The organism is Pelomonas cellulosilytica, from assembly GCF_021353265.1.
Taxonomy (GTDB): Bacteria; Pseudomonadota; Gammaproteobacteria; order Burkholderiales; family Burkholderiaceae_C; genus Pelomonas; species Pelomonas cellulosilytica.
The window spans coordinates 1-26078 of record NZ_JAJTWU010000012.1; the positions used below are offsets into that span (position 1 = coordinate 1).

General features: G+C 67.6%; 22 protein-coding genes and 2 tRNA genes. 7 read left to right on the forward strand and 17 right to left on the reverse strand.

Features of this window, described 5'->3' with window-relative positions:
- Window positions 1-327: 327 nt before the first annotated feature.
- The 6 genes from LXT13_RS25300 to LXT13_RS25325 form a co-directional block, all read right to left on the reverse strand.
- Window positions 328-404: transfer RNA gene (locus LXT13_RS25300), tRNA-Arg, on the reverse strand.
- A gap of 16 nt (window positions 405-420) precedes the next feature.
- Window positions 421-2403, reverse strand: a complete 1983-nt coding sequence (locus tag LXT13_RS25305) for an OPT family oligopeptide transporter (protein WP_233375099.1) — start codon at window positions 2401-2403, stop codon at window positions 421-423.
- A gap of 432 nt (window positions 2404-2835) precedes the next feature.
- Window positions 2836-3186: a type 2 periplasmic-binding domain-containing protein gene (locus LXT13_RS25310; protein WP_233375100.1), complete on the reverse strand. Its 351-nt coding sequence runs from the start codon at window positions 3184-3186 to the stop codon at window positions 2836-2838.
- A gap of 282 nt (window positions 3187-3468) precedes the next feature.
- Entirely contained in the window at window positions 3469-4848 is a 1380-nt protein-coding gene (locus LXT13_RS25315) for a sensor histidine kinase (RefSeq protein WP_233375101.1), read from the reverse strand.
- A 15-nt stretch (window positions 4849-4863) separates the two neighbouring features.
- Window positions 4864-5526, reverse strand: a complete 663-nt coding sequence (locus tag LXT13_RS25320) for a response regulator (RefSeq protein ID WP_233375102.1) — start codon at window positions 5524-5526, stop codon at window positions 4864-4866.
- A complete protein-coding gene (locus LXT13_RS25325; protein WP_233375103.1) occupies window positions 5523-5897 on the reverse strand; it encodes a PepSY domain-containing protein in 375 nt (124 codons plus the stop codon). The genes LXT13_RS25320 and LXT13_RS25325 overlap by 4 nt, the downstream gene beginning before the upstream one ends.
- A gap of 104 nt (window positions 5898-6001) precedes the next feature.
- Here LXT13_RS25325 and LXT13_RS25330 point away from each other — a divergent pair, with 104 nt between their 5' ends.
- From LXT13_RS25330 to LXT13_RS25340, 3 genes are read left to right on the forward strand one after another with little or no spacing between them, the layout of a single operon-like run.
- A complete protein-coding gene (locus LXT13_RS25330) occupies window positions 6002-6400 on the forward strand; it encodes a DUF1924 domain-containing protein (protein ID WP_233375104.1) in 399 nt (132 codons plus the stop codon).
- A gap of 54 nt (window positions 6401-6454) precedes the next feature.
- A complete protein-coding gene (locus LXT13_RS25335) occupies window positions 6455-6928 on the forward strand; it encodes a diheme cytochrome c (RefSeq protein ID WP_419964713.1) in 474 nt (157 codons plus the stop codon).
- Window positions 6929-6948: 20 nt separating this feature from the next.
- On the forward strand, window positions 6949-7683 hold the full coding sequence (locus LXT13_RS25340; RefSeq protein WP_233375106.1) for a cytochrome b/b6 domain-containing protein: 735 nt from the start codon (window positions 6949-6951) through the stop codon (window positions 7681-7683).
- Window positions 7684-7879: 196 nt separating this feature from the next.
- Here LXT13_RS25340 and LXT13_RS25345 read toward each other — a convergent pair whose 3' ends face one another.
- The 4 genes from LXT13_RS25345 to LXT13_RS25360 all read right to left on the reverse strand — a co-directional run bounded on the left by LXT13_RS25345 (window position 7880) and on the right by LXT13_RS25360 (window position 15062).
- Window positions 7880-8839 carry a cation diffusion facilitator family transporter gene (locus LXT13_RS25345; RefSeq protein WP_419964710.1) on the reverse strand — a complete coding sequence of 320 codons (960 nt, stop codon included), beginning with the start codon at window positions 8837-8839 and terminating at the stop codon, window positions 7880-7882.
- 369 nt (window positions 8840-9208) lie between these two features.
- Window positions 9209-9285 (reverse strand) — tRNA-Pro (locus LXT13_RS25350).
- A gap of 15 nt (window positions 9286-9300) precedes the next feature.
- Window positions 9301-12519 (reverse strand): UvrD-helicase domain-containing protein, encoded by a 3219-nt coding sequence (locus LXT13_RS25355; protein ID WP_233375108.1) that lies wholly within the window; start codon window positions 12517-12519, stop codon window positions 9301-9303.
- Entirely contained in the window at window positions 12516-15062 is a 2547-nt protein-coding gene (locus LXT13_RS25360) for a PD-(D/E)XK nuclease family protein (RefSeq protein WP_233375109.1), read from the reverse strand. The genes LXT13_RS25355 and LXT13_RS25360 overlap by 4 nt, the downstream gene beginning before the upstream one ends.
- A gap of 151 nt (window positions 15063-15213) precedes the next feature.
- Between LXT13_RS25360 and trxA the strand changes: the two genes are divergently transcribed.
- The 4 genes from trxA to LXT13_RS25380 all read left to right on the forward strand — a co-directional run bounded on the left by trxA (window position 15214) and on the right by LXT13_RS25380 (window position 19279).
- Complete coding sequence (gene trxA, locus LXT13_RS25365; RefSeq protein WP_233375110.1) at window positions 15214-15543, forward strand: thioredoxin TrxA; 330 nt, start codon at window positions 15214-15216, stop codon at window positions 15541-15543.
- Window positions 15544-15789: 246 nt separating this feature from the next.
- Window positions 15790-17055, forward strand: coding sequence for a transcription termination factor Rho (gene rho / locus LXT13_RS25370; RefSeq protein ID WP_233375111.1), 1266 nt, complete (start codon window positions 15790-15792; stop codon window positions 17053-17055).
- Between the two features lie 207 nt (window positions 17056-17262).
- The gene (locus LXT13_RS25375) at window positions 17263-17514 is read left to right on the forward strand and encodes a type B 50S ribosomal protein L31 (RefSeq protein ID WP_233375112.1); all 252 of its coding nucleotides are present in this window, start codon (window positions 17263-17265) and stop codon (window positions 17512-17514) included.
- Window positions 17515-17638: 124 nt separating this feature from the next.
- The gene (locus tag LXT13_RS25380) at window positions 17639-19279 is read left to right on the forward strand and encodes a hypothetical protein (RefSeq protein ID WP_233375113.1); all 1641 of its coding nucleotides are present in this window, start codon (window positions 17639-17641) and stop codon (window positions 19277-19279) included.
- Here the strand turns inward: LXT13_RS25380 and phoR are convergent.
- The 7 genes from phoR to pstS form a co-directional block, all read right to left on the reverse strand.
- Entirely contained in the window at window positions 19273-20640 is a 1368-nt protein-coding gene (phoR, locus tag LXT13_RS25385) for a phosphate regulon sensor histidine kinase PhoR (protein ID WP_233375114.1), read from the reverse strand. The genes LXT13_RS25380 and phoR overlap by 7 nt on opposite strands.
- A gap of 16 nt (window positions 20641-20656) precedes the next feature.
- The gene (phoB, locus tag LXT13_RS25390) at window positions 20657-21358 is read right to left on the reverse strand and encodes a phosphate regulon transcriptional regulator PhoB (RefSeq protein ID WP_233375115.1); all 702 of its coding nucleotides are present in this window, start codon (window positions 21356-21358) and stop codon (window positions 20657-20659) included.
- 2 nt (window positions 21359-21360) lie between these two features.
- A complete protein-coding gene (gene phoU / locus LXT13_RS25395; RefSeq protein ID WP_233375116.1) occupies window positions 21361-22068 on the reverse strand; it encodes a phosphate signaling complex protein PhoU in 708 nt (235 codons plus the stop codon).
- A gap of 14 nt (window positions 22069-22082) precedes the next feature.
- Window positions 22083-22868: a phosphate ABC transporter ATP-binding protein PstB gene (pstB, locus tag LXT13_RS25400; protein ID WP_233375117.1), complete on the reverse strand. Its 786-nt coding sequence runs from the start codon at window positions 22866-22868 to the stop codon at window positions 22083-22085.
- A gap of 10 nt (window positions 22869-22878) precedes the next feature.
- The gene (gene pstA, locus LXT13_RS25405; protein ID WP_349254864.1) at window positions 22879-23745 is read right to left on the reverse strand and encodes a phosphate ABC transporter permease PstA; all 867 of its coding nucleotides are present in this window, start codon (window positions 23743-23745) and stop codon (window positions 22879-22881) included.
- Entirely contained in the window at window positions 23742-24701 is a 960-nt protein-coding gene (gene pstC / locus LXT13_RS25410) for a phosphate ABC transporter permease subunit PstC (protein ID WP_233375202.1), read from the reverse strand. Before pstC ends, pstA begins: the two co-directional genes overlap by 4 nt.
- A 163-nt stretch (window positions 24702-24864) precedes the next feature.
- A complete protein-coding gene (gene pstS / locus LXT13_RS25415; protein ID WP_233375118.1) occupies window positions 24865-25905 on the reverse strand; it encodes a phosphate ABC transporter substrate-binding protein PstS in 1041 nt (346 codons plus the stop codon).
- Between the last annotated feature and the right edge of the window lie 173 nt (window positions 25906-26078).

A 26078-nucleotide genomic window follows, 5' to 3' on the forward strand; every position in this document is an offset into this window, starting at 1 on the left:
CTCCACGCTTCCTTCCCACACCCGGTCACCCTCATGCAGTTGCGCTTCGCTTCGTTCGCTGTGATCAACTTACGACGGGACTTGCACCCGCGAGAAGTGCGCTCATGCTGAGCGCACAAAAAAGAAACCCCGGCCGAGAACGACCGGGGCTGAAACCGTCTCCCACTGTCGCGGGAGACGCCTGCTCAGGGAGGAACAGCAGGGGGCCGAAGCCCGAATGAAATGTAGTACAGGGCCGAATGCAGCGGCTGTAGGACAGGAAGCCGTTATCAGCGTCAGAAGCAGCGCGCGCCCGCGACACCTCGGGGCGCGCCGCTCGCGAAACATTGGCCTGTCCGGAGGGACTCGAACCCCCGACCTGCTGCTTAGAAGGCAGCTGCTCTATCCAGTTGAGCTACGGACAGACAGAAGCGAGGATTATCAGATCAAGACGTTGATGATCGCGTCGCCGATGCCCATGAGCGCCGCGCCGGAGATCAGGCCCGCACAGACGGGCTCCATGCCTTCGACCCAGATGCGGTGGCCGCGGGTGCCGGGCACCTTGTGCACGCGGCTCATGAACCAGAACATCAGCGCGCCGACGAACATCATGAACGTCGCCTGCGGAGGCAGCGTCACGCCCAGGCCGATGGCGACCGCCGACAGGCCCGAGCGGCCCTTGGTCACGATACGCGCCACCTCGATGGCCACCGCCGCCGCGGCGGCAACACCCATGGAGATCAGCGCGGACGCGGGAAGGCTCTTCAGGCCCTTGGCGATGATGTCGGCCACGCCCTTCCACTGCAGCGCCGCCGGGAAGCCGAACTGGTCGCTCACCATGCCGGCCGCAGAAACGACGCCGTTGGCATCGGTCTTCGTGAACAGCAGGAAGAACAGCGGCACGCAAACCAGCACGCCAGCCAGGTTGCCGATCACATGGCCGATGGCCTGGTGGCGCGGCTTGCCGCCCAGCATGTAGCCGGGCTTGATGTCGGACAGCAGGTTGGCAGCATTGGACGCGATCTCGGCCGTCATGCCCGCGGGCAGCAGGTTGGAGCCGGGGTTGCTGCGGTCCAGCGCGCCCATGGTGAACTGCGTGATCTTGGACAGCGAGCCGGTCGGCGTCCAAGAGGTCAGCGCCATCGAATTGGTGCAGATGACGGTCAGCACGAAGATCAGCGGCAGCGACACGATGGTCAGCCACAGTGGCACGCCGAAGAAGGCGTGCGTGGCCCAGCAGGCCAGCAGGCTGACGATGGGCACGCCGATCCAGGAAATCCACAATGGCACCTCGATGTTCTTCAGCAGGTCGACCTCGGCCGCACCGCTGGCCGCTCCGGTCTTGCGCTTGAAGGCGCTCGTGAAGATCTCGGGCTTGGCCAGCAGCGACACCAGCGCGCCGACCACCATCATCGTCACGCCCCACCATAGCGACCACTGGTTGACGATCTCCGTGCGGCTCAGCGGGATGAGCACGCCGTCGGGGCCCATGCGCGGCGCAATGTCGCCCAGCTGGATGATCATCGGTGCCAGCACGACGAAGTTGATGAACGCTCCGAGGAAGCAGCTCGCCGCCACCGCGAGGCCCATCAGGCCGCCGGTGCCGATCAGCGCGGCGTCCAGCACCAGGCGCAGACCCAGCGTGCGGAAGTCCGTGCCCAGGATGGTGGGAATAAAGCCGTGCGCCTTGACGGCCCAGGCGTAGTAGTAGTCGTCGATGCGGTCGTGCAGGTGCCAGGGTTCCGTGAGGCCGGCCCACTTGTCCATGGCCAGCAGCTTGAACTGCACGAGCTTCATCCAGCCTTCACCGCAGATGCCCTGCAGCAGCGCGGCGCCGCCCGCGACCCAGCCTAGCAGCTTGGCCTTGAAGACGCCCTCGTCGCCCTCGCCGTGGTAGAGCGAGTCCAGCACGACGCCGCAGGCACGGCCCTCAGGGAATGGCGCCTGGTCTTCGTTGATGAAGCGGCGCTTCAGCGGAAAGGCTAGCAGCACGCCCACCAGCGAGATGAGGAACATCCACACGGCGATCTGCCAGCCCAGCGGCACATGGCCCGTGACGAGCATGTAAGCGGGCAGGCTGGAGATCAGCGCCGTCGTCACATAGCCCGACGCCGTTGCGATGGACTGGGTGCAGTTGTTCTCGAGGATGCTGTAGTCACGTCCCAGGCCCGAGGCGTGCAGCGCACGGAACAGCGCGAACGCGAGGATGACCGACGTGAGGCCGACGCCCAGAGAGATGCCCGTCTTGGCGCCGATGTACAGGCCGGTGGAGGAAAGCACGCCACCGAGCAGGAAGCCGGTCAGCCCCGAGCGCAGCGTCAGCTGCGGCATGTCCTGGCGGTAGACGTTCTTGAACCACCACTCGTCCTTTTGGGCACGCGTCCAGGTGGCGATCTGCTCGTCGGTCAGGTGTTGAATGGCCATGGCATCTCGGGCCGGGCTTGTGGCTGGCCCCGTGTTTCAGCAAAAGTGCGCGATTGTCAGGGTCGTCCCTGCGGGCCAAATGCCCGGAGAGCCCCGGGATGAAGGGGCGCCTCACAAAAAGAACCCGCCGCGGCGCGGGGCCGGCGGCGGGTTCTCGGTGAAGGCTTGGTCGGGGAGATGGGATCGAACTTGCGACTCTCTACTTCCCAATCACAAAGGTGGCATGTTACCCCATAGAACGGGCGCCCCGGATCAGCCAAACACAAGCAAATCCAACGACTTAGGGCATGTTGATTCCTTCAGCCGACCTCCTGTGTCTCGTCAGATCCGTCCTGAATTCCTTTGCCCGAAACGTCGCACGGCGATCCGGGCCGCTCGTTCAAACCGGAGAAGTCAACAAGCAAACGTTCGGCCACGGCACTGCCGATGCACTCAAGCCGCAAACAGCTTTTGTAAGGTGGCACGCAGCCAAACCGTTGCCACGCCCCGCCCCTCGGGCCGCACCACCAGCCGCATCGCGAGGTAGGTTTCAAGGTCCAGCGGCGCGTCGCCCACATCCCGGCGGGCGCGGCGCGCGATGCAGACGTGGTTGTTCTCAAACAGTTTCTGGCGGAAGAACTCGGCGCCGGTTAGGTTAGATCCGGGAAATAGCCCACCATAGTTCACCACCGGGTCCGCCGCGCCTGAAGCCGGCGCCCCCGACGCAGCCAGCCTGCGATGCGACAAGGCACGCAGCCGGATGCGCGGCGCGAACTCGGCAAGGTGGGTCAGCAGCGTCGGCACGAAGTGGACCTCGTCGACGTCCGGCGTGCCGGGCCTGGTCGTTCCGATGCTGCAGGGGCAAGCATTCGCCGTGTCACATCAGCAGCATGACGATGTGCGGGTGGCGCGTTGTCGAGTCGAGCCCAGCGTTGAAGTCGCGGCCAAGTGAACTCGCCGACGAGGCGGCGAACGAACTGACGATCGTGCTGGGTGGGCGCAATCACGATGGTCGTGCCCGTCTTGCGGCCGGAGTGATCGGCGCCGGGTATCGGCCCGGGCACAGTCGATCGCTTGCACGCAGCGTCAACCTGCGGGCAGATTCAGTCGGGCCAGCAGCCCGCCAAGAGGGCTCACGCCCAGCTCGACCGTCCCCTCGTACATCGTGGCCAGCTCCTGCACGATGGCCAAGCCCAATCCACTGCCCGGCGTTGTTTCATCCAACCGGCGGCCACGCTGCAGCGCTTTAGCGATCTGATCTGGCGCAATGCCTTGGCCGTCATCGTCGACCGTCACACGCAATATAGGTCCAGTCTGCATGGCGCTGACCAGCACCTGCGTCCGCGCGGCCTTGCAGGCGTTGTCCAGCAGGTTGCCCAACATTTCCTGAAGGTCCTGCGACTCGCCAGCGAAGGCCAGGCGCGCATCGACGTCGACCCGGATCGACAGCCTCCGATTCGCGTAGACCTTCTGCATGACCCGGACCAAGCCGTCGGCCACGGGCTGCAGCGGTGTTTTCAGACCTCCAGCGTCCTGGGCTGCTGCAGCGCGGGCCCTGGCAAGGTGCCAGTCGATGTGTCTGCGAGCGACCTGGACCTGATCCAGCACCAGCGCCGGCAGCTCATCCCTGGCCACAAAGGAGCCGCTCGCGTTTGCGGCCCCCTGGCCCAGGATGGTGAGCGGCGTCTTCAACGCGTGAGCGAGATTGCCCGCCTGCGTCCTTGCCCGGTCGAGCGTCGCGGCCTGGCGATCCAGCACGCTGTTGAGGTCATCGGCCAACGGCTGGACCTCGGTGGGATACCGGCCTTCGAGGCGTTGTGTGCGTCCGTCGCGCAGCGCGGACAGGGCAGCACGCAGCCGGCCCAGCGGCGCCAGCCCGAGCGTGACCTGAAGAAGGGCGCCAGCACAGAGCAGAAGCATCAGCACCAACAGCGCCCCGATCAGCACGTTGTCGAACCGCTCTGCCGCCTGCTCCAAAGGCTGCGTACTGGCTGCGACCATCACCCGCCAAGGCGATACCGCCCCGTCGGCATGCAGGCCCTGCTCAATAACCAAGAGCGGTTCCTGGCGATGGTTCAACACGTCGTGGACATGCAGCTCGCCTGGACTCGGCGTGTCCCTCGGCGCCACCAGGTCTTCATCCCAGAGGGAGCGCGAGCGCAGCAGGCCCGGCTTGCCGTCGGGTCCTGCAGCGTCGACCTGCCAGTACAGGCCGGAATGCGGGCGTGTCCAGCGCGGGTCGGAGAGCCGCGCCGCATCCAGGGTCGGCTGCCCCTGGCTGTCCACCTCCAGCCGTGCCAGGACCTGGTCCAGGTCCGCGGTCAGCCGCTCGACGAACTGCTGCCGGACATGGTCCCGGAACAGGGCAGACAACGCGAGGCCCGAGGCCACGACGGTCAAGCCTGCCGTGAGCAGGGTCACGAACAGCAGGCGATTACGAAGCGAGCGCAAGTTCAGCAGGCTCAACGTGACGTCCGGTGATCAGTGGGCAGGCACGAGCCGGTAGCCCATGCCACGAACGGTCTCGATGAGGTCGGCGCCGAGCTTGCGCCGCAGCCGGCCGACGAACACCTCCACGGTGTTGGAGTCGCGGTCGAAGTCCTGGGCATACAGATGCTCGACGAGTTCACTGCGGGACACCACCTGCCCGGCGCGATGCATCAGGTAGGCCAGCAGCCGATATTCGTGCGCGGTCAGCGTGACGGTGATCCCCTTGAGCGTGACCGTGCCAGTGCGCGTGTCCAGGGTGACGTCTCCTTGCTCAAGCAGCGGAGATGCCAAGCCGTGGGTGCGGCGAACCAGCGCACGCAGGCGCGCCAGCAGTTCCTCGGTATGGAACGGCTTTGCAAGATAGTCATCGGCCCCCGCGTCGATACCGGCCACCTTTTCGTGCCAGCTGTCGCGCGCCGTGAGGATCAACACCGGCATCGTCAGCCCCTGGCCGCGCCACCGCTGCAGCACCGTCAGGCCATCCAGCACCGGCAGTCCCAGGTCCAGCACTACGGCGTCGTAAGGCTCTGTCGCGCCGAGATGCAGCGCGACTTGCCCGTCGCTCGCCTCGTCCACCGCATAGCCGGCCTGCTCAAGCATCTGCTTGAGCTGCGACCTCAGCACGGCTTCATCTTCAACGAGCAGCACCCTCATGGCTGACGCGCCGGGGCCGAGGCGGCGGAGGCATTGGTCTCGGGTGCTGGGCGTTGTCGGCTTCTGAGGACCGCTGCCGTCTTGGCGTCCACATCCAGGCGAAGCAGGCGGCCGCCGCTTTGCAATAACTTGAGCTCGTAGACCCAGCGTCCGTCCTGCCGCTCGAGTTCAACATCCAGCACCTCGCCGGGGTGGCTGCGCTGGACCTTCTCCAGCACCTCCTGCAGTGGCAGGACCTCGCCCGCCTTCACGGCAGCGCGCGCACGGTCGTGGTCTCTCCGGTCGTCGGCGTTGGCAGGCGACAGCACGCCAGCGCCCAGGCATAGCGCGAGGACGCAGGGCAGGACGGCGGTCCGGATGGTTGCCTTCATGGTGCGAGTGTCGGACGTCGAGGCTGAACCGCGGATGAACGGCCGATTCAGCAAGGGTTCAAGGGCTGGTTTCGATGATGGCCCCGTCAACCCCAAGGACGACCATGACCTCAAAGTTATTCCTCCTGCCGCTGCTCATCCTGGCCACGCAGGCGCCTGCTGCGCAAGCACAGGCGACGACACCGGCTCAATTGCAGAAGGCCTATGAAGCGGCAGCGCGGTCGCCTGCACAGGTCGAGCGCGGACGGGTCTTCTTCGCGAGCAGGCACGGCGCCGAGTGGTCGTGTGCGTCCTGCCACGGCCAGCTTCCCACCGGCGTGGGAAAGCACGCAGTTACTGCGAAGCCCATCGACCCGCTGGCACCAGCATTCAACCCCAAGGCCTTCACCGACGAGCGCAGCGTGGAGAAGTGGTTCCGCCGCAACTGCAAGGACGTCGCGCAGCGCGAATGCACACCCGGCGAGAAGGCCGATGTGCTGGCCTGGCTGCAGTCCCTTCGCTGAGCCATGGAGAAGCCAATGAACCTGATGAAGACTCGGGCACGGACTGCACTGGTCATGTTGACGCTGCCGCTCGCCCTGGCCTGCCGCGCCGGTGAACACGAAGGCACCGGGCGTATCGCCAGTCCCCAAGCCTATGTGCAGGAGTGCGCGGCCTGCCATGTGGCCTACCAGCCCCAGATGCTGCCTGCCGCTTCCTGGGCGCGACTGATGCGCAGCCTGGACAAGCACTTCGGCACCGACGCTTCGCTGGACGCAGCGGACGTCCAGCAACTGAGCCGATGGCTGCAGGAGAACGCCGACCGGCGTCTGACGACGCCCGCCCCGCCGGAAGACCGCATCACCCGCACGACACGGTTCGAGCGCAAGCACCGCCAGATCGAGCCGGCAACCTGGAGGCTGCCGAGCGTTCGTTCTGCATCGAACTGCATGGCCTGTCACACCGGCGCTGACAAGGGTCAGTACAGCGAGCACGCCCTGCGCATGCCCGAAGGTCTCAGCGCGCGACAACGCTCAGCGTGGGACGACTGAGCCGATTCAAGGAGCACCATATGACTTCCACGACCCCTTCCATGGCCCCGGCTGCTGCCGCCACTGCCCCGGCCTCACAGCCTGCACGGCTGATGATAGACGCGCCCGCTCGGGCCTTCCATTGGCTGTTCGCGCTGAGCTTCGCAGGCGCCTGGATCACCGCCGAGTCCGAGCGCTGGCGAGGCCTGCATGTGACGCTGGGCTACGCTTTCGGCGGGCTGCTGCTCTTCAGACTGGTCTATGGCCTGGTCGGACCGCGGCAGGCCCGTCTCGCCTCACTGTGGCACCGTGTGTCAGGGTTCGGCGACTGGCTTCGCAATGCCCGGGCCGGACGTATCGACCCGCCTCGCGCAGTCACCCTCGGAATGGGGGCGGCGATGCTGTTGCTGATATCCGTCGCGGCACCCCTCGTGCTCTCCGGCTATGTGGGCTATGTCGATTGGCTGGGCATGGAGGACGCCATGGAGGAAGTCCACGAATTCTTCGCGAACTCGGCCATGGCCCTCGTTGCGGCTCACCTGGCGCTCATCGCGCTGCTGTCCATGCTGCGCCGCCGCAACCTGGCAACGCCGATGTGGACCGGTCGCGCACCGGGGGCCGGTCCAGACCTCGTCAAGGCCAATCGCGCCTGGCTGGCTGTTCTGATGCTGGCGGCCTACGCGGGCTTCGTCGGCTGGCAGACGGTTCAGAGCGACCCGGGTGTCACGCCAGCGACGCAAGGCGAGCGACGCGGCGGCCACCACGCCGACGATTGAGGTCAAGTCTGCCCATGCAGAAGGGCCACTGCGGCCATGTACCAGCCCCAGCAGCCCGACGCCTTGCAGCAGGCCCAGCCGGACGAGCACGGCGCCGAACTGTCGCGCCCCGATGTAGCCCGCTCGTCGTGCCGTCGCACTGCAGCCCAGCTTCGGCCCAGGGGGAGCTGAGCCCAGTGAGCGCGCTCATCGCAGCTCAGCCCGCCGCGGCAGAAACCTTCTCATGGTCGCCATCGGGGCGGCGCCACGGGTCCACATGCGTCATCAGGTTCAGCACGCGATGGCGCTGCATGACGCGACGGCGAGCTTCGACGGCGATGTCGTGACCGGCTTCGACGGTGAGCGTGGCGTCCACCTCGATGTGGGCGTCCACCACCACCATGTCGCCCATCTTGCGCGTGCGGATGTCGTGCACGCCTTTGATTCCGGGCGTCTCGGCCAGGGTCCGGCGGATGGCGGCCACCTCCTGGTCATCGACGGCGCGATCCATCAGGTCGTGCAGAGCATCCCAGCCGAACGCCCAGCCCATCCTGGTGACCATGAAGCCGACAATGGCGGCGGCAATAGGGTCCAGGATGGGGTAGCCCGCCAGGTTGCCGATGATGCCCAGACCCACCACCAGGGACGATGCGGCATCCGAGCGCGCATGCCAGGCGTTGGCTACTAGCATGCTGGACTTCACCTGCTTGGCCACGGCCAGCATGTAGCGGAACAGCAGCTCCTTGGCGGTCAGCGCGCCGAGCGCGACCCACAGCGCCGCCATGTGCACCTGAGGAATGGCCTCGGGCTGCTCCAGCTTCACGGCGGCCGACCAGAGCATGCCAAGCCCCACGCCGAGCAGCAACAGACCGAGCGCCAGAGAAGCCGCCGTTTCGTACCGATGGTGACCATACGGATGGTCTTCGTCCGCGTCCTTCTGGCTGTGGTGGTTGGCAAGCAGCACCACGAAGTCGGCGATGAGGTCAGACAGGGAATGCACGCCGTCAGCGACCAGGCCCTGGGACTTGGTCAGGACACCGGCAACAATCTGGGTGGATGTGAGCGCCAGGTTGACCACGACGCTGACCCACGTGCTGCGGGAAGCGGCAGCGGCGCGCTCCGCGGTGGTGTGTTCGGTGGATTCGGAGTCTTCGCTGGGGGGAAGAAGCTCGGTCACAAATGCTCCCTTCATTGGGCCACCTTCGCGGCGGCAACCGCCCAGAATAGTTCGCCGGTGCTGAACGCCGGATGAACATCTTCTTGCTCGCCGGCGCGCTGAAGCCGGCCGCAGGGGCCCTCAAGCCCATCTCGCCCCGAAGGGTCTTCGCTCGGCGCGACCGCCCGAAGGTCGCCTATTTACATGGCAATCGCATGGAGCGTTCGAGACGGACGCAACGCGTCCCCTGGTCGTCACGTCGGGCTTTCGCCCAGTCCAGGTCTGTGCAGGCTGCGCCCGTTGGTTTCCCTACGTTTGTGCTCAGATAGCAAAACCGAAAGGGGAAATAGAAACGGGTTACAGAACAGCTTCTGTAACCCGTGAATAAATTGGTCGGGGCGGCGGGATTCGAACTCGCGACCCTCTGGTCCCAAACCAGATGCGCTACCAGGCTGCGCTACGCCCCGAACAAGCTGCGCATTCTAGACCAAGCTGACGACCCGCCCGGTGCCGCTGATCAGCGCAGCGCGAACGGGCTCGCCGGGCTGCAGCGCCTGCACCGCCGCCACGTAGCCGCGCAGCTGCTCGTGATAGGCCTGGACGGCCTCGGGCGTGAGGCCGAGCTTGTAGTCCAGCACCCACCAGGCGGCCGGCTCGGTAGCGGTGGCACGGCGGTGCACAAGGCGGTCGATGCGCCCTTCCCCGCCGGTGACGGTCACCGGCACCTCGTTGCCGGCCCACAGCAGCTGTTCGGGGTCGAAGAAGGGCCGCGCCTCGCTGCTCGACAGGATTGCGCCGGCGCTGCGCGCCAGTTGTTCGCGCCCCGCCGCATCAAGGCCGAAGGCCTGTGAGCTGCCAGCCAGCAGTACGTCAAGCGGCTGGGTCTGCCCCGGGTGGCTGGCCCATTCCAGCACCCGGTGCAGCGCCTCGCCGACCTGGGCGGCGCGGGCGTTGTCGGCCGCGCGCACCGGCAGCGGTTGGCGCTCGCCCTGCCAGGCCGGAAGCGGCCGCCAGCGCGGCGCGGGCGCCTCCCCCACCGCGCCCTCCTGCAGCGGCAGCGGCCAGGGCTGGCCGAGTGGCGCGAGGCGAGACCACCAGCAGTCCTGCGGCCGCCTGGCCGGCGTGCGGCTGACGATGAGGGTGCGCCGCGCCCGCGTGAGGGCCACGTACAGCGCATTGAACTCCTCACGCTGGCGGGCCGACTGCTCCTCGGCCACCAGGCCGGCCAACGATGGCGGCGGCTTGGCCTCAGAGCCGAAGAAGGCGGCGCGCCGTGGCGCCGGCTGCCCCACCGGCCAGTCCAGTAGCAAGCCATAGGTCTCGGCCTTGGGCGACGCCGCCTCGGCATCCAGCAGCACCACCACATCCGCCTCCAGGCCTTTGGCGCCGTGAATGGTCAGCAACTGCACGCCATCCTCGCCGGGCGCGGCGCCCCAGGTCAGCGGCCGGCTGCGCAGCGCGCGCACGAAGCCGTAGAGCTGCGCATAACGGCCGCCGTCCAGGTCCAGCGCGGCACGCAGCAGCGCCTGCACGCTCTGCACGCGCGCGCCGGCTTCCGTCGGCGGGCTGCTGGCCAGCAGGCGCGGTAGCAGTTCGCCCTCGTGCACGATGCGGTCCAGCAGCTCATGCGGCGTGCTGCGCGTGGCGGCCGCCTGCCATTCGGCCAGCAGCCGCTGCGCACGGGCGAGCGCGGGACTGGGGCACGGCAGAGTCTGCACCGCCGCCCACCAGGGGCGCGGCCGTTCGGCGGCCGGCGCGTCGAGGTAGGCGATGCGCCCGGCCGCAGCTGCCAGGCTCAGCAGTTCGTCGTCGCCGATGCCGAACAGCGGACTGGCCAGCGCCTGGGCCAGCGACAGGTCGTGCCCTGGCGACGCGAGCGCGTCCAGCAGCGCGAGCAGGTCACGCACCGCGGGGGCCTCGGCCAGCGGTGTCTCCTCAGGCGCGGCGTGCGGGATGCCTGCCGCCGTCAGCGCCGTGCTGAGCTGACGCAGCGGCTCGCGCTTACGCGCCAGCGCGAAAATCTGCCCGGGCCGCAACTCGGGCCGCGCCGCCAGCAGTCCGGCGATACAGGCCGCCACGCGCTGCGCTTCGGCCTCGCGGCGTTCGAACTCGGGCTCGTGGCGAGGCTCGGTCAGGCTCGGCCGCCAGGCTAGCGGGTCGACCTCGCGCTCGGCCTTCTCGCCGGGCGGCCCGTCCAGCAGCCACAGGCCCGCTAGCACATCGCTGCCAGGCGTGCCCTCGGTGGTGTGCGGGCGAAAGCCTTCCAGCACGCCGTCCAGCGCGCCGTTGACGGCGGCCAGCACCTCGGGTGCGTTGCGCCGGGTGTGGTCGCAGGCCAGGCTGGCGCCGCCCAGGCCGCCGACGACGAAGTCGCGCGCGGCCACGAACACACGCGGCTCGGCGCGGCGGAAACGGTAGATGCTCTGCTTGGGGTCCCCCACGATGAAAACGCTCAAGCCCGTGCCGCCGCCTGCACCGGCGTAGGCCGACAGCCAACCGTGCAGGGCCTGCCATTGCAGCGGGCTGGTGTCCTGGAACTCGTCGATCAGCAGATGGCGCACCTGGGAGTCCAGGCGCTGCTGCACCCAGCCCGCCAGCTCCGGCTGGGCCAGCAGCGCGAGCGCGCCGCGCTCCAGGTCGTTCATGTCGACCAGACCGCGCTGGCGCTTCAGCGCCTCGAACTCGGCCACCAGGCGCAGGCCCAGCCGGTACATGGCCGCATGCTGCTCCGCGGCGGCCTGCTGCTCGACATCGGCGCGCAGAGCCTCGAGCTCGGCGGTGACCCGGCGCCACAGCGGCAGGTCGTCGCAGACCTTGCCGAGCTTACGCGGCGAGCCCATGCCCTTCTCGGTGAACAGCGCTGCCTGCACTTCGGAAAGGCTGCCGGCCGCGATCAGTTCGGCGGCGGCCGTCTGCGCCTTGGCGCCACTCACGGCGCCGAGCTCGCGGGCCAATGCGGCAATGTCGGGCGCCAGCGCCTCGAAGCGCTCAGCCGGGTCTTGCACCGGCGCCGGCACGCTGCCGGCCAGTACGCCATGAACCTCGGCCAGCCCGAGCTCCACGCGCTTGGCGAAGGCGGCCATCAGCCACTCGCGCAGGTTGTGCCGGCCGCGCGCCAGCGTCAATGCCTGGAAGTCGGCCAGCAGCTCGGCGTCGCCCAGCACGGCGGCGTGGAAGCGCCTCCAGAGCGTCGGCATCAGCTCGGCTTCGTCCTCGACGAGCTGCAGCTCCGGCGAGATGCCCAGGTCAGTCAGCAGGCTCAGCGGCGCCGCGCGCAGCAGTTGCGAAAACCAGCCGTGGAAGGTGCGCACCTCCACGCCCCGGCCGCCGCGCAGCAGCTCGGCCTGCAGCCGCGCGAGCCGCGGGCGCAGGCGCTCGGCATGCTCCAGCCCCAGGCCGCGGTCGACGAGGGCCTGGCGCTGAGCCGGCTCGCTCGCCCGCGCGAACTCGCCTAGCCACTGGGCCAGCCGCTCGCGCATTTCGCCCGCGGCCTTGCGGGTGAAGGTGATGGCCACGATCTGCTGCGGCTCGGCGCCGGCCAGCAGCGCGCGCAGGATGCGCGACACCAGCATCCACGTCTTGCCCGCACCGGCGCAGGCCTCGACGATGCTGCTGCGCGCCGGGTCGCAGGCGATGGCATAGAAGCGCTCGCGCGGGATGCGCTGGCCGTCGGCGTAGTAGGCGAACTGGGTGCCGCTCATGTCAGATCGTCTTTTCGGCACAGGCCACGAGCTTCGCAATAATCACAGACGCGGCCTTCACCCAGCGCCGGCAGCGGCTGGCCCGCGAGCACGGCCGACAGGTCGGCCTGCAGGCCGTCGCGCAGCACCTGGGCGGTGGCACTCACCTCGGGGTGGGGCACGGTGACGAGCGAGTCGGGCTCGTCCATCGCGAGGTAGGCAGCCTGCAGGGTCGGGCCGGCATCCATCAGCAGCGCATAGACCGCCAGTTGGGTATCTTCCAGCGGGGTCTTGAGCTTGTCCTTCAGGTCCTTGGCGCGCCCGGTCTTGTAGTCCAGCAGCAGCGGGCCGGCGGGCGTGGTGTCGATACGGTCGATGCGACCTTGCAGCGTCACGCCGGCCAACGGCCCGTCGAAGGGCTGGCAGCGCCGCTCGACCTCGCCGGCCTCGAAGCGCTGGCCCTCGGCCTCGGTGCCGACCAGCCAGCTGATGTAGCGCGACACGACGCGCTCGAAGGCCGCGCGGAAGGGCAGGAAGTCTGCAGCATCGAGCGTCGCGGCCTCCGCATCGGCCGCGGCGCGCAGGTCGGCCAGGTCGTAGTTGCCACTGCGGGCCTCGTGAAAGCGCCGCAGCACGGCATGCAGCCAGGTGCCGTAGTCGCGCTTGTCGAGCTCGACGTCCAGCTCGTCCGGCTCGCGCAGGCCCAGCACGCTGCGGCTGAAGAACTGGTAGGGGCAGTTGCGCAGCGCCTCGATGCTGCTGGCGCTGAGCTGCGCCGGCAGCCGCTGCGGCACTGCGGCGCGGCGGTGCGCCGGCTGGGGCCGCAGCAGCGCGTCGGCGCGCTCGTCAGCCCAGTCCGGCAGCGGCCGGCGCCAGGCGGCTTCCAGACGTTCGATGAGCGGGCTGGGCGGCAGCGGCTCGGCGCCGGCATGGCTGCAGCGCAGCAGCGTGACCGCCGGCAGACGCAGCAACTGCGCGAAGGCCCAGGCCTGCGCCTCGCGCTGGGCCGCCAGGTGCGGCAAGCCGAGGGCCTGGGCATCGGCATCTGACAGGACGCCGTTGCGCGGCGCCGCGGGCGCCAGCGTTGCGGCGTCGGCCCCCGGCAGCACCGCTGCGCCGAAGGGCCGCAGCAGCGCGCGAGCGAGCGGCGTGATGACGACGACCGGCTGGGCGTCTTCCGGCGGGCTGAACTGCGCGCCTTCGAGCGTGGCGTCCACCCAGGCCAGGAACTCGTCAGGCCGCAGCCGCGTCGCGCCGATGACCTGCTCGTGCGCGCTGCCGGCCCAAGGGTTGCGGCTGATCCACAGCGCATTGAGCAGCGGCTCGCCGCCCTCGACGTCGGCCAAAGAACCCAGGCGGCGCAGCACGCGCCCCAGGTCGGCCAGCCAGCCGCCGAGCTTGCGCGGCCCGCCAGCCAGCGGCGCGGCGGCATCACGCGCCTCGCGCCACAGCGGCAGGCCCAGCGCGTCCAGCGGCCCGATCGCCCGCCAGCCCTTGCGGCGGCACAGCGCCTCCAGGTCGCGCAGCGCCTCCACGTCGAAGTCCGCACCGAGCGGCGACTTCATCCACGCGAGCCAGTCGTCCACGCCGCCCTGCGCCAGTTGCGCGCGCAACAAGGCCATTAGGGCCGCGGCGGCCGGCGTGGTGGCCAGCGTCCAGCCGGTCTCGTCATAGATGGGCACGCCCTGGCGCATCAGCAGCGTGCGCACGCGTCGCACTGCGACGCGATCCTGTGCCAGCAGCGCCACAGGCGCCCGGCCGGCATTCAGATGCTGCAGCACGGCAGTGGCGGCCTGCTCGGCCAGCGCCTCGAAGTCCGCGCAGCGCGCGAGCTGAAGGTCAGTGCCGGTGACAGGCACGGTATCGAGGTCGACGTCGGCCCGCAGGCACAGGGATGGCACGTCGCCCGACATCAGCGCCCGGGCCAGCGCGTCGGGACCACCCACCTCCAGCACCATCCAGCCGCTGGGGCGCTGCGTGAACAGCGCGTCTGTGGCCAGCGCCCGCTCGTCGGACTGCACCCAGGCCAAGGCGACGAGGCCGAGCGCGCGCTCCAGATCACCGGGCCCGCCGGCCTGCAGGGCAAGGCGCTGCTCGGCGGCGTCGAAAAAGGCGGGCCGCTCGGCGGGCGCACGCTGGCCGACCGCTCGGCTCAACGCATGCGCCGTCTCCACGAGGCGGGCGCGGGCCGCAACGTAGGCCTTTTCGTCCCGCTTCCGCAGCGCCTGGGCCCAGGACTGGCCGGCCAGCAAGCCGTCGGCCGTGAAGGCATCGATGGCCGCATCGCCGCTGATCTGCCCGGGCGCCGCCAGCGGGCTCGGGCCCAGCGACGAGGCCAGGCTGTGGCTGGTGGTGATCAACGGCGCCCAACCGCCCTGCGCAGCAAAGGCGCGGCGCGCCGGCAAGATCTGCTGCGCGAAAGGTAGCAGCAGCACGGCGTCGCGCACGACCGCACCCTGGGCACCTAGCCAGTCGGTGCAGGTGGCGGCGACGCGGCGCCAGAAGTCGTCGATGACCTCCCCGCCGACGAGGCCGAGGCTGAGGGCTTTCGGCAGGTATTGCACTTGTGAACAGGGCCTCCCACCCTCACCTTCACCGGTGTTTTGGTCACCCCGGTGACCGTCGGGGCAAAAGTGGCTATGTCACAATCATTTTGCCTATTCGGACGGCGCCCCCGCGGTGACCGCCACCCCTTAGAGGCCAAGGAACCCTCCCATGAGCAGCGAATTGATCAAGCATGTTTCCGACGCGTCCTTCGACGCCGACGTGATCCAGTCCGGCAAGCCGGTCCTGGTGGACTACTGGGCCGAATGGTGCGGTCCCTGCAAGATGATCGCGCCCATCCTGGACGAGGTAGCCACCGGCTACGGCGACAAGCTGCAGATCGCCAAGATGAACGTCGACGAGAACCGCGAAGTGCCCGCCAAGTTCGGCATCCGCGGCATCCCGACGCTGATGATCTTCAAGGACGGCCAGCTCGCCGCCACCAAGGTCGGTGCCCTGTCCAAGGCCCAGTTGACCGCCTTCATCGACGCGAACCTATAATCGCGTTCAGCTGTTGCAGCGTGACAGGCGCCTCCCGGCGCCACGCTGTGGCAGTCAAAGCCAACACGCCCCGGGTTCCACGAAGAACCCAGCCAGCGTGGACTCGGCTCCCCCTCCCCAACGTATTTTCTGACGCTGCGCCGTTCGCTGTTGAGCGGTGACAGGTTCAGTCCTTTCCTGCGGGGCGGCCGTGACATCGCCGTAGGCGCCTTGGCTGGCGCCGCGGCCCCAGACGGGTGTTCACCCATGCATCTCTCAGAACTGAAAGCCCTCCACGTCTCCGCCCTCATCCAGATGGGCGAAGAGCTGGAGATCGACAACGTCACCCGCCTGCGCAAGCAGGAGCTGATGTTCGCCATCATGAAGAAGCGCGCCAAGGCCGGCGAGCAGGTATTCGGCGATGGCGTGCTGGAAGTGCTGCCCGACGGCTTCGGCTTCCTGCGCTCGATCGAGGCCAGCTACATGGCGTCCACCGACGACATCTACCTGAGTCCCAGCCAGATCCGCCGCTTCAACCTCCACACCGGCGACCTCGTCGAGGGCGAGGTTCGCGTACCCAAGGACGGCGAGCGCTACTTCGCGCTGGTGAAAGTTGACCGCGTCAACAACCAGACGCCGGAGGAGAGCAAGAACAAGATCATGTTCGAGAACCTGACGCCGCTCTTCCCGAAAGAGCAGTTCAGGCTCGAGCGCGAGGGCTTCAAGGGCGAAGAGAACATCACCGGTCGTATCGTCGACCTGATCGCCCCCATCGGCAAAGGCCAGCGCGCGCTGATCGTGTCGCAGCCCAAGACCGGCAAGACCGAGATGATGAAGAGTCTGGCGCACGCGCTGGTGGCCAACCATCCGGACTGCCATTTGATCGTGCTGCTGGTGGACGAGCGTCCCGAGGAAGTGACCGAGATGATCCGCACCGTGCGCGGTGAGGTCATCAGCTCCACCTTCGACGAGCCCGCCGCCCGCCACGTGCAGGTGGCCGAAATGGTCATTGAGCGCGCCAAGCGGCTGGTCGAGCTGAAGAAGGACGTGATCATCTTGCTGGACTCGATCACCCGTCTGGCCCGCGCCTACAACAACGTGCTGCCCAGCTCCGGCAAGGTGCTGACCGGCGGCGTGGACGCCAACGCGCTGCAGCGCCCCAAGCGCTTCTTCGGCGCGGCACGCAACATCGAGGAAGGCGGCTCGCTGACCATCATCGGCACGGCGCTCATCGACACCGGCTCGAAGATGGACGAGGTCATCTACGAAGAGTTCAAGGGCACTGGCAACTGCGAAATCCACCTGGATCGCCGCATGGCCGAGAAGCGCGTCTACCCCTCGATCCTGATCAACAAGTCCGGCACGCGCCGTGAAGAGCTGCTGCTCAAGCCCGAAATCCTGCAAAAGAGCTGGATCCTGCGCAAACTGCTCTACAACATGGACGAGATCGAGGCGATGGAGTTCATCCTCGACAAGATGAAGGCGTCGAAGAACAACCTGGACTTCTTCGACATGATGCGGCGCGGCGGGTAAGCAAGGACCGAGGACATGCACTACGGCAGGTCCGACGCCTCGCGAAGGCTGTGCATTTCCCGCATGCACAGCCATTAGCCTTCACCCCTAAACTAGCCAAACCGCCGGGAAGCCCGCTAGAATCGCGGGTTTTCCGCCCAGACAACCCCTGGAAAGTGCGCAGCTCAAGTCCAGCCGCGTGGCTCCCAACCTAGCCGAGAGGTTCCCATGAAAGAAGGCATTCACCCCAACTACCGCGAAGTCGCGTTCGTCGACCTGTCCAACGGTTTCCAGTTCGTGACGCGCTCGACCGTCCAGACCAAGGAAACCACCGAGATCGACGGCAAGACGCTGCCGCTGGTGAAGTTGGAAACGACGAGCGAATCGCACCCCTTCTACACGGGCACGCAGAAGAGCGTGGACAACCTGGGCGGTCGCGTCGAGAAGTTCCGCAACAAGTTCGCTCACCTCAAGAAGTGATCGGGTGGCGGCTGTTCCGCCGCACCAACGAACACCTCAACAAAGGGCAGCCTCGGCTGCCCTTTTGCATTGCCGACCGGCGTTTGACGGCATCATGCCGGCCGGCTTCAACGAACTCTCGCGCGTGAACCTTCCCACCCCCGCAATCGTCGCCGAGCGTGGCGCCGTGCGCCTGCCACGGCTGGCCCTCATCCTGCTGTGCGCTGCCTATCTGCTGCCGGGCATCTTCGGCCGCGCGCCCTGGCGCAACGCAGACCTGACAGCCTTCGGCTTCATGACCAGCATCGCGCAGGGCCGTGCGCCGTGGTGGCAGCCGGCCATCGCCGGCATCCCCGCCGAGGGCGGCCCTCTGCCCTACTGGCTGGGCGCGCTGTCAATCAAGGCGCTGCCCTTCCTGGACGCACCGGTCGCCGCGCGGCTGCCCTACGCACTCGTGCTGGCCGGAGTGTTCATTGCCGTGTGGTACGCCTGCTTCCACCTCGCGCGCACCGAGGCCGCGCAGCCAGTGGCGTTCGCTTTCGGCGGCGAGGCCCACGCTGTGGACTACGCGCGCGCGCTGGCCGATGGCGCGCTGCTGGCGCTGATGGCCTCACTCGGACTGCTGCAACTGGGCCACGAGACGACGCCCGAGCTGCTTCAGCTGCTGTCGGTTTCGGTCTATCTCTATGGCCTGGCGGCGGCCCCGTTCAGGCCGGATCGTTCGCGTATGGCCGTGCTGCTGTCGTTGCCGGTGCTGGCGGCCAGCGACGCCCCCACCGTCGCCTGCGGTCTGGGCGCCCTTGGCCTGCTGCTGAACCACCGCTCGAGCTACGATGAAGCCAAGAACCAGCGTGTCTGGCTGCTCGGTGCGCTGACGCTGGCGGTGCTGTCCGCCTGGGCCTTCAAGGGCTGGGCCTGGCGAGTCCATGCCGGCGTGGATCTCGGTTCGCTGCTGAGTCTGCTGACGTGGTTCTGCTGGCCGTCGCTGCCGCTGGCGCTGTGGACGCTGTGGCGCTGGCGGCGGCACGGCCTGCGCCGGCATATCAGCGTGCCGGCCATCGCGCTGCTGGTGCCGGTGATGGCCTGCCTGACCATGGACGGCTCTGATCGCGCGCTGCTGCTCGCGCTGCCATCCCTGGCCATCCTCGCCGCGTTTGCACTGCCGACGTTGAGCCGCGGCTTCGCGGCCGCCGTCGACTGGTTCTCGGTGTTCTTCTTCAGTGCCGCGGCCCTGTTCTTCTGGCTCTACTACCTGTCCATGCACACCGGCTGGCCGCCGCGTCCGCTGGCCAACCTGCGCCGGCTGGCAGAGGGCTTCGAGCCGCAGTTCAGTTTGGTGGCGCTGGTCTTCGCCATCGGGGCCACGGCGGCCTGGCTGGCGCTGGTGCGCTGGCGCACAGCGCGCCACCGCCACGCGTTGTGGAAGAGCCTCGCGCTGCCCGCAGGCGGTGTCGCGCTCGGCTGGCTGCTCGTCATGAGCCTGCTGCTGCCGCCGCTGGATTACGCACGGAGCCTGGCGCCGCTGGTGTCGCGCCTGCAAGCGCGCATGCCGCCGGACGTGGCCTGCCTGGCCGCGCCCGGGCAGAGCCTGCCGACGCTGGCTGCGCTGGAATGGCATGGCCGCTGGTCCGTGCAGGGCCGTGGATCGCTGGACACCACCTCCTGCAGTTACGGCGTCATCGGCACCAGCCAGCCGACACCGCATGGCTGGCAGGTGCTGGCCCAGGTGAAGCGACCGACGGACCGCAGCGGCAACGCAGGGCTGGTGCTTCTCAGGCGTCAGTGATGTGAGAGCGCGGCGCCGCCGAACGCGGCCTCGTCGCCCAACGCGGAATCACTGGCCTGTCGCACACGAGCGGCCGGGAAGACCAACCGGAAGCGCGAGCCCGTGCCGAGCTCGCTCTGGATCATCAGTTCGCCCCCATGGCGCTGCATGACGTGCTTGACAATGGACAGGCCCAGGCCCGTGCCGCCCGTCTCGCGCGAGCGGCTGCCGTCCACGCGGTAGAAGCGTTCGGTCAGGCGCGGGATGTGTTCGCGCGCGATGCCGGGGCCGGTGTCGATGACGGTCATCTCGCCGCTGCCGTCCTCCAGCAGCCGCCAGCAGACCTCCACCTCACCCCCGTCCGGCGTGTAGCGCACCGCGTTCGTGACGAGGTTGGCCGCCGCGCTGAGTAGCTCGCTCTCGATGCCGGCGAGCTCGACACCGGTCGTGGGCTTGAGGCGCAGCTTGTGGCGGCCCGCAGACAGCGCCTCGGCGTCGGCCGCGACGCGCAGCAGCAGCCCATCGAGGCTGACCCAGCGGTCCGGTGCTGGGCGCGGGCTGCCTTCCAGCTGGGCCAGCGTCAGCAGGTCGGCAACGAGCGTCTGCATGCGCTGCGTCTGCTGGTTCATCAGCACCAGCACGCGCTCGCGCTCCACCGCCGTCAACGGCAGCGAATGCATGGTCTCGATGAAACCGGACAGCACCGTCAGCGGCGTGCGGATCTCGTGCGAGACGTTGGCGACAAAGTCACGCCGCATCGCCTCGGCGCGCAGGCTTTCCGTGATGTCCAACGACAGCACGAGGCGCATGCCGTCACCGTACTCGCGCACGATGATGGACAGCGTGCCGCGGCCACGGCTGTTGCCCAGCACGAGCGGCTCGGAATAACGGCCGGCCTGCAGATAGGCGACAAAGGCCGGCGCGCGGACGAGGTTGGTGATGCGCTGCTGCAGGTCCCGCTTGGGGTCCAGCGCGAAATGGTCGGCCGCCACACGGCTGCACCAAAGGATGTGCTCCTGCGCGTCCAGCATCAGCACGCCGTTGGGCGACGCCTCGATGGCGGACAGGAACTGCTCCAGCTCGAGCCGCCCGCGCGCGACAGCACGGTCACGGTCACGCATGGCGCGCTCGACGCGGTAGCCCAGCTCGCCCCACAACCCGGTGTCGCGCGGCGCGCCATCAGTCTGGTTGCCGCGCAGCCAGCTCAGCAGCCGATGGCCCCGAACGGCGTCGAACATCAGCACCGTCAGCACGCCCATCACGACGCCCAGGCCGAGGCCCAGGCTGTCGACGCCCGTGGCGGCACGCACGGCGGCACCGAGAACGAAGCCGAGCAGCGTGGCGCCGAAGGCCAGCAGCAGGCGTGGCAACAACCAGGTCATGAACGGCCGGCGAGACTCAGGCCGACAGGGCGCTGCTCTGCTGCGTCAGCCGGTAGCCGGCACCGCGGACGGTCTCGATCATTCGGGCGCATTGCACGCGCTCCAGTGCCTCCCTCAGCCGCTTGACGTGGACGTCGATCGTGCGCTCCTCGATGAAGACATGGTCGCCCCAGACACGGTCCAGCAGCTGAGAGCGGCTGTGCACGCGCTCCGGGTGCGTCATGAGGAAGTGCAGCAGGCGGAACTCGGTGGGGCCCAGCTTGACCTCGACGCCATCGCGGCTGACGCGGCGTGTGCCCGGGTCCAGCAGCAGCGGACCGATCTCCACGGCGCTGTCCAGCGCCTCGGGCGCCTTGCGGCGCAGCACGGCTCGGATGCGGGCCAGCAGCTCGTTGGTCGAGAACGGCTTGGTGACGTAGTCGTCGGCGCCGGCGTCGAGACCCGCGATCTTGTCGCCCTCTTCCGCACGCGCCGTCAGCATGATGATGGGCAGTTCCTTCGTGCGCGCGGCGCCACGCCACTGGCGGGCCAGCGCCACGCCGCTCTGGCCTGGCAGCATCCAGTCCAGCACGACGAGGTCGGGCAGCACACGGTCCACCTCGTACTGGGCCTGCGTGGCGCTGCCCGCCAGCGTCACCTCGAAGCCGGCATGGCGCAGGTTGATGGAAATGAGCTCGGCGATTGCCGACTCGTCTTCGACAACAAGGATTCGGCTCATGTTCAGCGGACCATCGTTTCCACAGCTTCGGGCGTGTTGTGCCGCACGTCCTGGCCCTTGACCACATAGATGATGACCTCGGCCAGGTTCTTGGCGTGGTCGCCCACGCGCTCGATGGCCTTGGCGACGAAGACGAGGTCGATGGACGACGAGATCGTGCGCGGGTCTTCCATCATGTAGGTGATGAGCTTGCGCAGCAGGCCGTCGAATTCCTTGTCGATCTCGTCGTCGTGCTTCAACACGTCCAGCGCGCGCTCGACGTCCAGGCGGGCGAAGGCATCCAGCGCCTTGCGCAGCTGACCGGTGGCGAGCTCGGCCTCGAAGGCCAGGTCGCCCATCGGCACGCGCAGCCGGCTCGACACGCCGCTCGAGACCAAGCGCTGCACCGTGCGGGCGATGCGCGCCGCCTCGTCGCCGACGCGCTCGAGGTTGGCGATGCTCTTGCTGATGGCGATCAGCAGGCGCAGGTCCCGCGCTGTGGGCTGACGACGAGCAATGATGCTGGAGAGATCACGATCGATCTCGACTTCCATCGCGTTGACGCGGCCTTCGCGCGCCAGCACCTCGTCCGCCGATTCCGGCGAGAAGTCGTTGAGTGCCTGCACGGCCTGGGCCACCTGGGCCTCGACGAGGCCGCCCATCTCGAGCACGCGGGTGGAGATGCCGCTGAGCTCGGCGTCGAATTGGGTGGAGAGATGCTTGTCGACCATTCTTTGCTCCTGAATCAGCCGAAGCGGCCGGTGATGTAGTCCTCGGTGTCCTTGCGCTTGGGCTTCATGAAGAGTTCGGCCGTGGGGCCGAACTCGATGAGGTCGCCGAGGTACATGTAGGCGGTGTAGTCAGAGCAGCGCGCGGCCTGCTGCATGTTGTGGGTCACGATGGCGACGGTGTAGTCCGCCTTCAGCTCGTGGATGAGCTCCTCGATCTTGCCGGTGGATATCGGGTCCAGCGCCGAGCACGGCTCGTCGAGCAGCAGCACCTCGGGCTTGATGGCGATACCGCGTGCGATGCACAGGCGCTGCTGCTGGCCGCCGGACAGGCCGGAACCGCTCTGGTTGAGCTTGTCCTTGACCTCGGTCCACAGCGCCGCCTTCTTCAGCGCCCATTCCACGCGCTCATCCATCTCCACGCGCGGCAGCGTCTCGAACAGCTTCACGCCGAAGGCAATGTTGTCGTAGATGGACATCGGGAACGGCGTGGGCTTCTGGAACACCATGCCGACCTTGGCTCGGATCAGCGACACGTCATCCTTGCTGGTGAGGATGTTCTCACCGTCGAGCAAGATCTCGCCTTCGGCGCGCTGCTCGGGGTAGAGCTCGAACATGCGGTTCAGCGTGCGCAGCAGCGTGGACTTGCCGCAGCCCGACGGGCCGATGAAGGCGGTGACCTTCTTCTCGGGGATGTCGAGGTTGATGTTCTTCAGCGCGTGGAAGCCGCCGTAATAGAAGTTCAGGTTGCGCACCGACAGCTTGGCACGTTCGCCCACGGGCATTTCGACTTTTGCGTCCATGGTCTATTCCTCAGTGTTTGTTCTTGAAGAGCACGCGGGCCAGGATGTTCAGCAGCAGCACGCCCACGGTGATCAGGAAGACGCCGGCCCAGGCGAGCTTCTGCCAGTTCTCATAGGGGCTCATCGCAAACTTGAAGATCGTCACCGGCAGGCTGGCCATCGGCGAGCCGAGGTTGGCGGTCCAGAACTGGTTGGACAGCGCCGTGAACAGCAACGGTGCGGTCTCGCCCGACACGCGGGCCAGCGCCAGCAGGATGCCGGTGATCACGCCCGAGCGTGCCGCCTTCAGCGTGATGGCCATGATGACCTTCCACTTCGGCGTGCCCAGCGCATAGGCCGCCTCGCGCAGCGCGTTGGGCACGAGGCTCAGCATGTTCTCCGTCGTGCGGATGACGACGGGGATGACCAGCAGCGCCAGCGCCGCGACGCCCGCATAACCGGAGAAGCTATTCATCCTGGCCACGACGACGGCGTAGACGAACAGGCCGATGACGATGGACGGCGCGGACAGCAGGATGTCGTTGATGAAACGCACGGTGCCGCCCAGCCAGTTCTTCTGGCCGTATTCGGCGAGGTAGACACCCGCGAGGATGCCGATGGGCGTGCCCACCAGCGTGGCCAGGCCCACCATGACGAAGCTGCCGAACAGCGCATTCGCCAAGCCGCCGCCCTCGCCTTGCGGCGGCGGCGTCATCTCTGTAAAGGTGGCCCAGTTCAGGCCGCCGATGCCGAGGTAGATGGTCTCGAACAGGATCCAGATCAGCCAGAACACGCCGAAGGCCATGGCCCCGAGCGACAGTGTCAGCGCAATGACATTGATGCGCTTGCGCTTGTGGTGCATCGCCAGGCGGCGTGCGTCGATGGAAGAGGTACTCACGAGCGGGCTCCTTCGCTCTTCTTCAGCCGCGCCAGCAGCAGCTTGGAGATGGCCAGCACGACGAAGGTGATCAGGAAGAGGACGAGGCCGAGATACATCAGCGAGGCCTGATGCAGGCCTTCGCCGGCTTCGGCGAACTCATTGGCCAGCGTCGACGTGATGCTGTTGGCCGCCTCGAAGACGGACAGCGAATTGAGCTGGTTCATGTTGCCGATGACGAAGGTGACCGCCATCGTCTCGCCCAGCGCCCGGCCGAGGCCCAGCATGATGCCGCCGACGACTCCGGTCTTCGTGAAGGGCAGCACGACGCGCGAGACGACCTCCCAGGTCGTGGCACCCAGGCCGTAGGCCGATTCCTTCAACATCGGCGGCGTGACCTCGAAGACGTCCCGCATCACCGACGCGATGAACGGGATGATCATGATCGCCAGGATGATGCCGGCCGACAGGATGCCGATGCCCACTGGCGGGCCGGACACCAGCGAACCCAGCACCGGCACGCCGCCGAGCAGCGCCTGCAGCGGCTGCTGAACGAACGTAGCCAGGATGGGGCCGAACACCAGCAGCCCCCACATGCCGTAGACGATGGACGGCACGGCGGCCAGCAACTCGATCGCGATGCCCAGCGGCCGCTTGAGCCAACTGGGGGACAGCTCGGTCAAGAAGATCGCAATGCCGAAGCTCACCGGCACGGCGATGGCCAGCGCGATCAAGGAACTGGCCAGCGTGCCGTAGATCATCACGAGGCCGCCGAACTTCTCCTGCACCGGATCCCATTCCGCGCTCGTCAGGAAGCCCAGGCCGAAGGCCTTCAGCGCCGGCGCGGCGCCCACGATCAGCGAGCCGATGATGCCCACCATCAAGGCCAGCGTCAGCCAAGCCGCGCCCTGCGACAGCGCGGCGAAGAGCGTATCGGCCCAGGGGGCGACGCGGCGGCGCTGTGGTTGAGGGCTCATGGGGGCGGTCTGCGGCTCGCCGCGGTCGATGCCGGCATCACCGGCGGGAAGGATGGCTGCCAAGGAACCTCCTGGGATGGCGGTCGGTCAAGGGCGCGCGATGGATGTGGCAAGGCCCGGCCGAAGCCGGGCCTGCATCAATGCCAAGCGTTGCGCCCGGGATTCACTTGAAGGCGACCGGCTTGCCGGCCGTGTCCTTGATCTGGTCGGTCCACTGCTTGCGCACCAGATCCTTCACGCTAGCCGGCAGCGCGACATAGTCGAGCTCGTCGGCCATCTTGTCGCCGTTGGCGTAGGCCCACTCAAAGAACTTCAGCGCGACGCTGGCGTTCACAGGCTTGTCCTGCGACTTGTACATGAGGATGTACGTCGGGTTGGTGATGGGCCAGGACGCCTTGCCCGGCTGTTCGGTGGTGATCTGGTAGAAGGTCTTGTTCCAGTCGGCACCGGCGGCGGCGGCCTTGAAGGCGTCGTCGCTGGGATTGACCCACTGGCCATCCTTGTTCTTCAGCTGGACAAACGTCATCTTGTTCTGCTTCACATAGGCGTACTCGACGTAGCCGATGGAGTTGGGCAGACGCTGCACAAAGGCGGCAACACCTTCGTTGCCCTTGCCGGCAGTACCAGCCAACCACTTGACCGTCGTGCCTTCGCCAACCTTGTCCTTCCACTCCGGGCTGACCTTGGACAGGTAGTTCGTGAAGATGAAGGTCGTGCCCGAACCGTCGGCGCGGGCCACCGGTGCAATGACCGCGTCAGGCAGAGGCACGCCAGGGTTCAGTGCGGTCACAGCCGCGTCGTTCCACTTCGTGATCTTGCCGAGGTAGATGTCGGCCAGCACGGCGCCTGTCAGCTTGATCTGGCCCGGGGCGATGCCCTTGATGTTGACCACCGGCACGACACCGCCGATGACGGTCGGGAACTGCACCAGACCATCCTTGGCCAGGTCTTCGTCCTTCAGCGGCATGTCGGACGCGCCGAAGTCGACCGTCTTGGCCTTGATCTGCTTGATGCCGGCGCCAGAGCCCACCGACTGGTAGTTGATGCGAACACCGGTAGCCTTGTTGTAGGCATCGGCCCATTTGGCGTAGATCGGCGCGGGAAACGTTGCGCCGGCACCCGTCACGTCCTGAGCAAGGGCCACCTGGGCACCGAAAAAGCCCGCCGTGATGGCGAGCAGCTTGCTGACCTGGACAACATTCATCTGAGACACCTTCCGCTGGGCGGTTTGAAGAATGACCTGCATCCTAGGGACTCAATATGACGATTCGGTGACCGCGCTTTCATCAACGCCGCATTGGACGCCTCGACGGCCCAGCTGTGAAGCCTGGGAATTCGCTTTATGACAGTCGTCACAAACATGTCGTGCGATCGTCA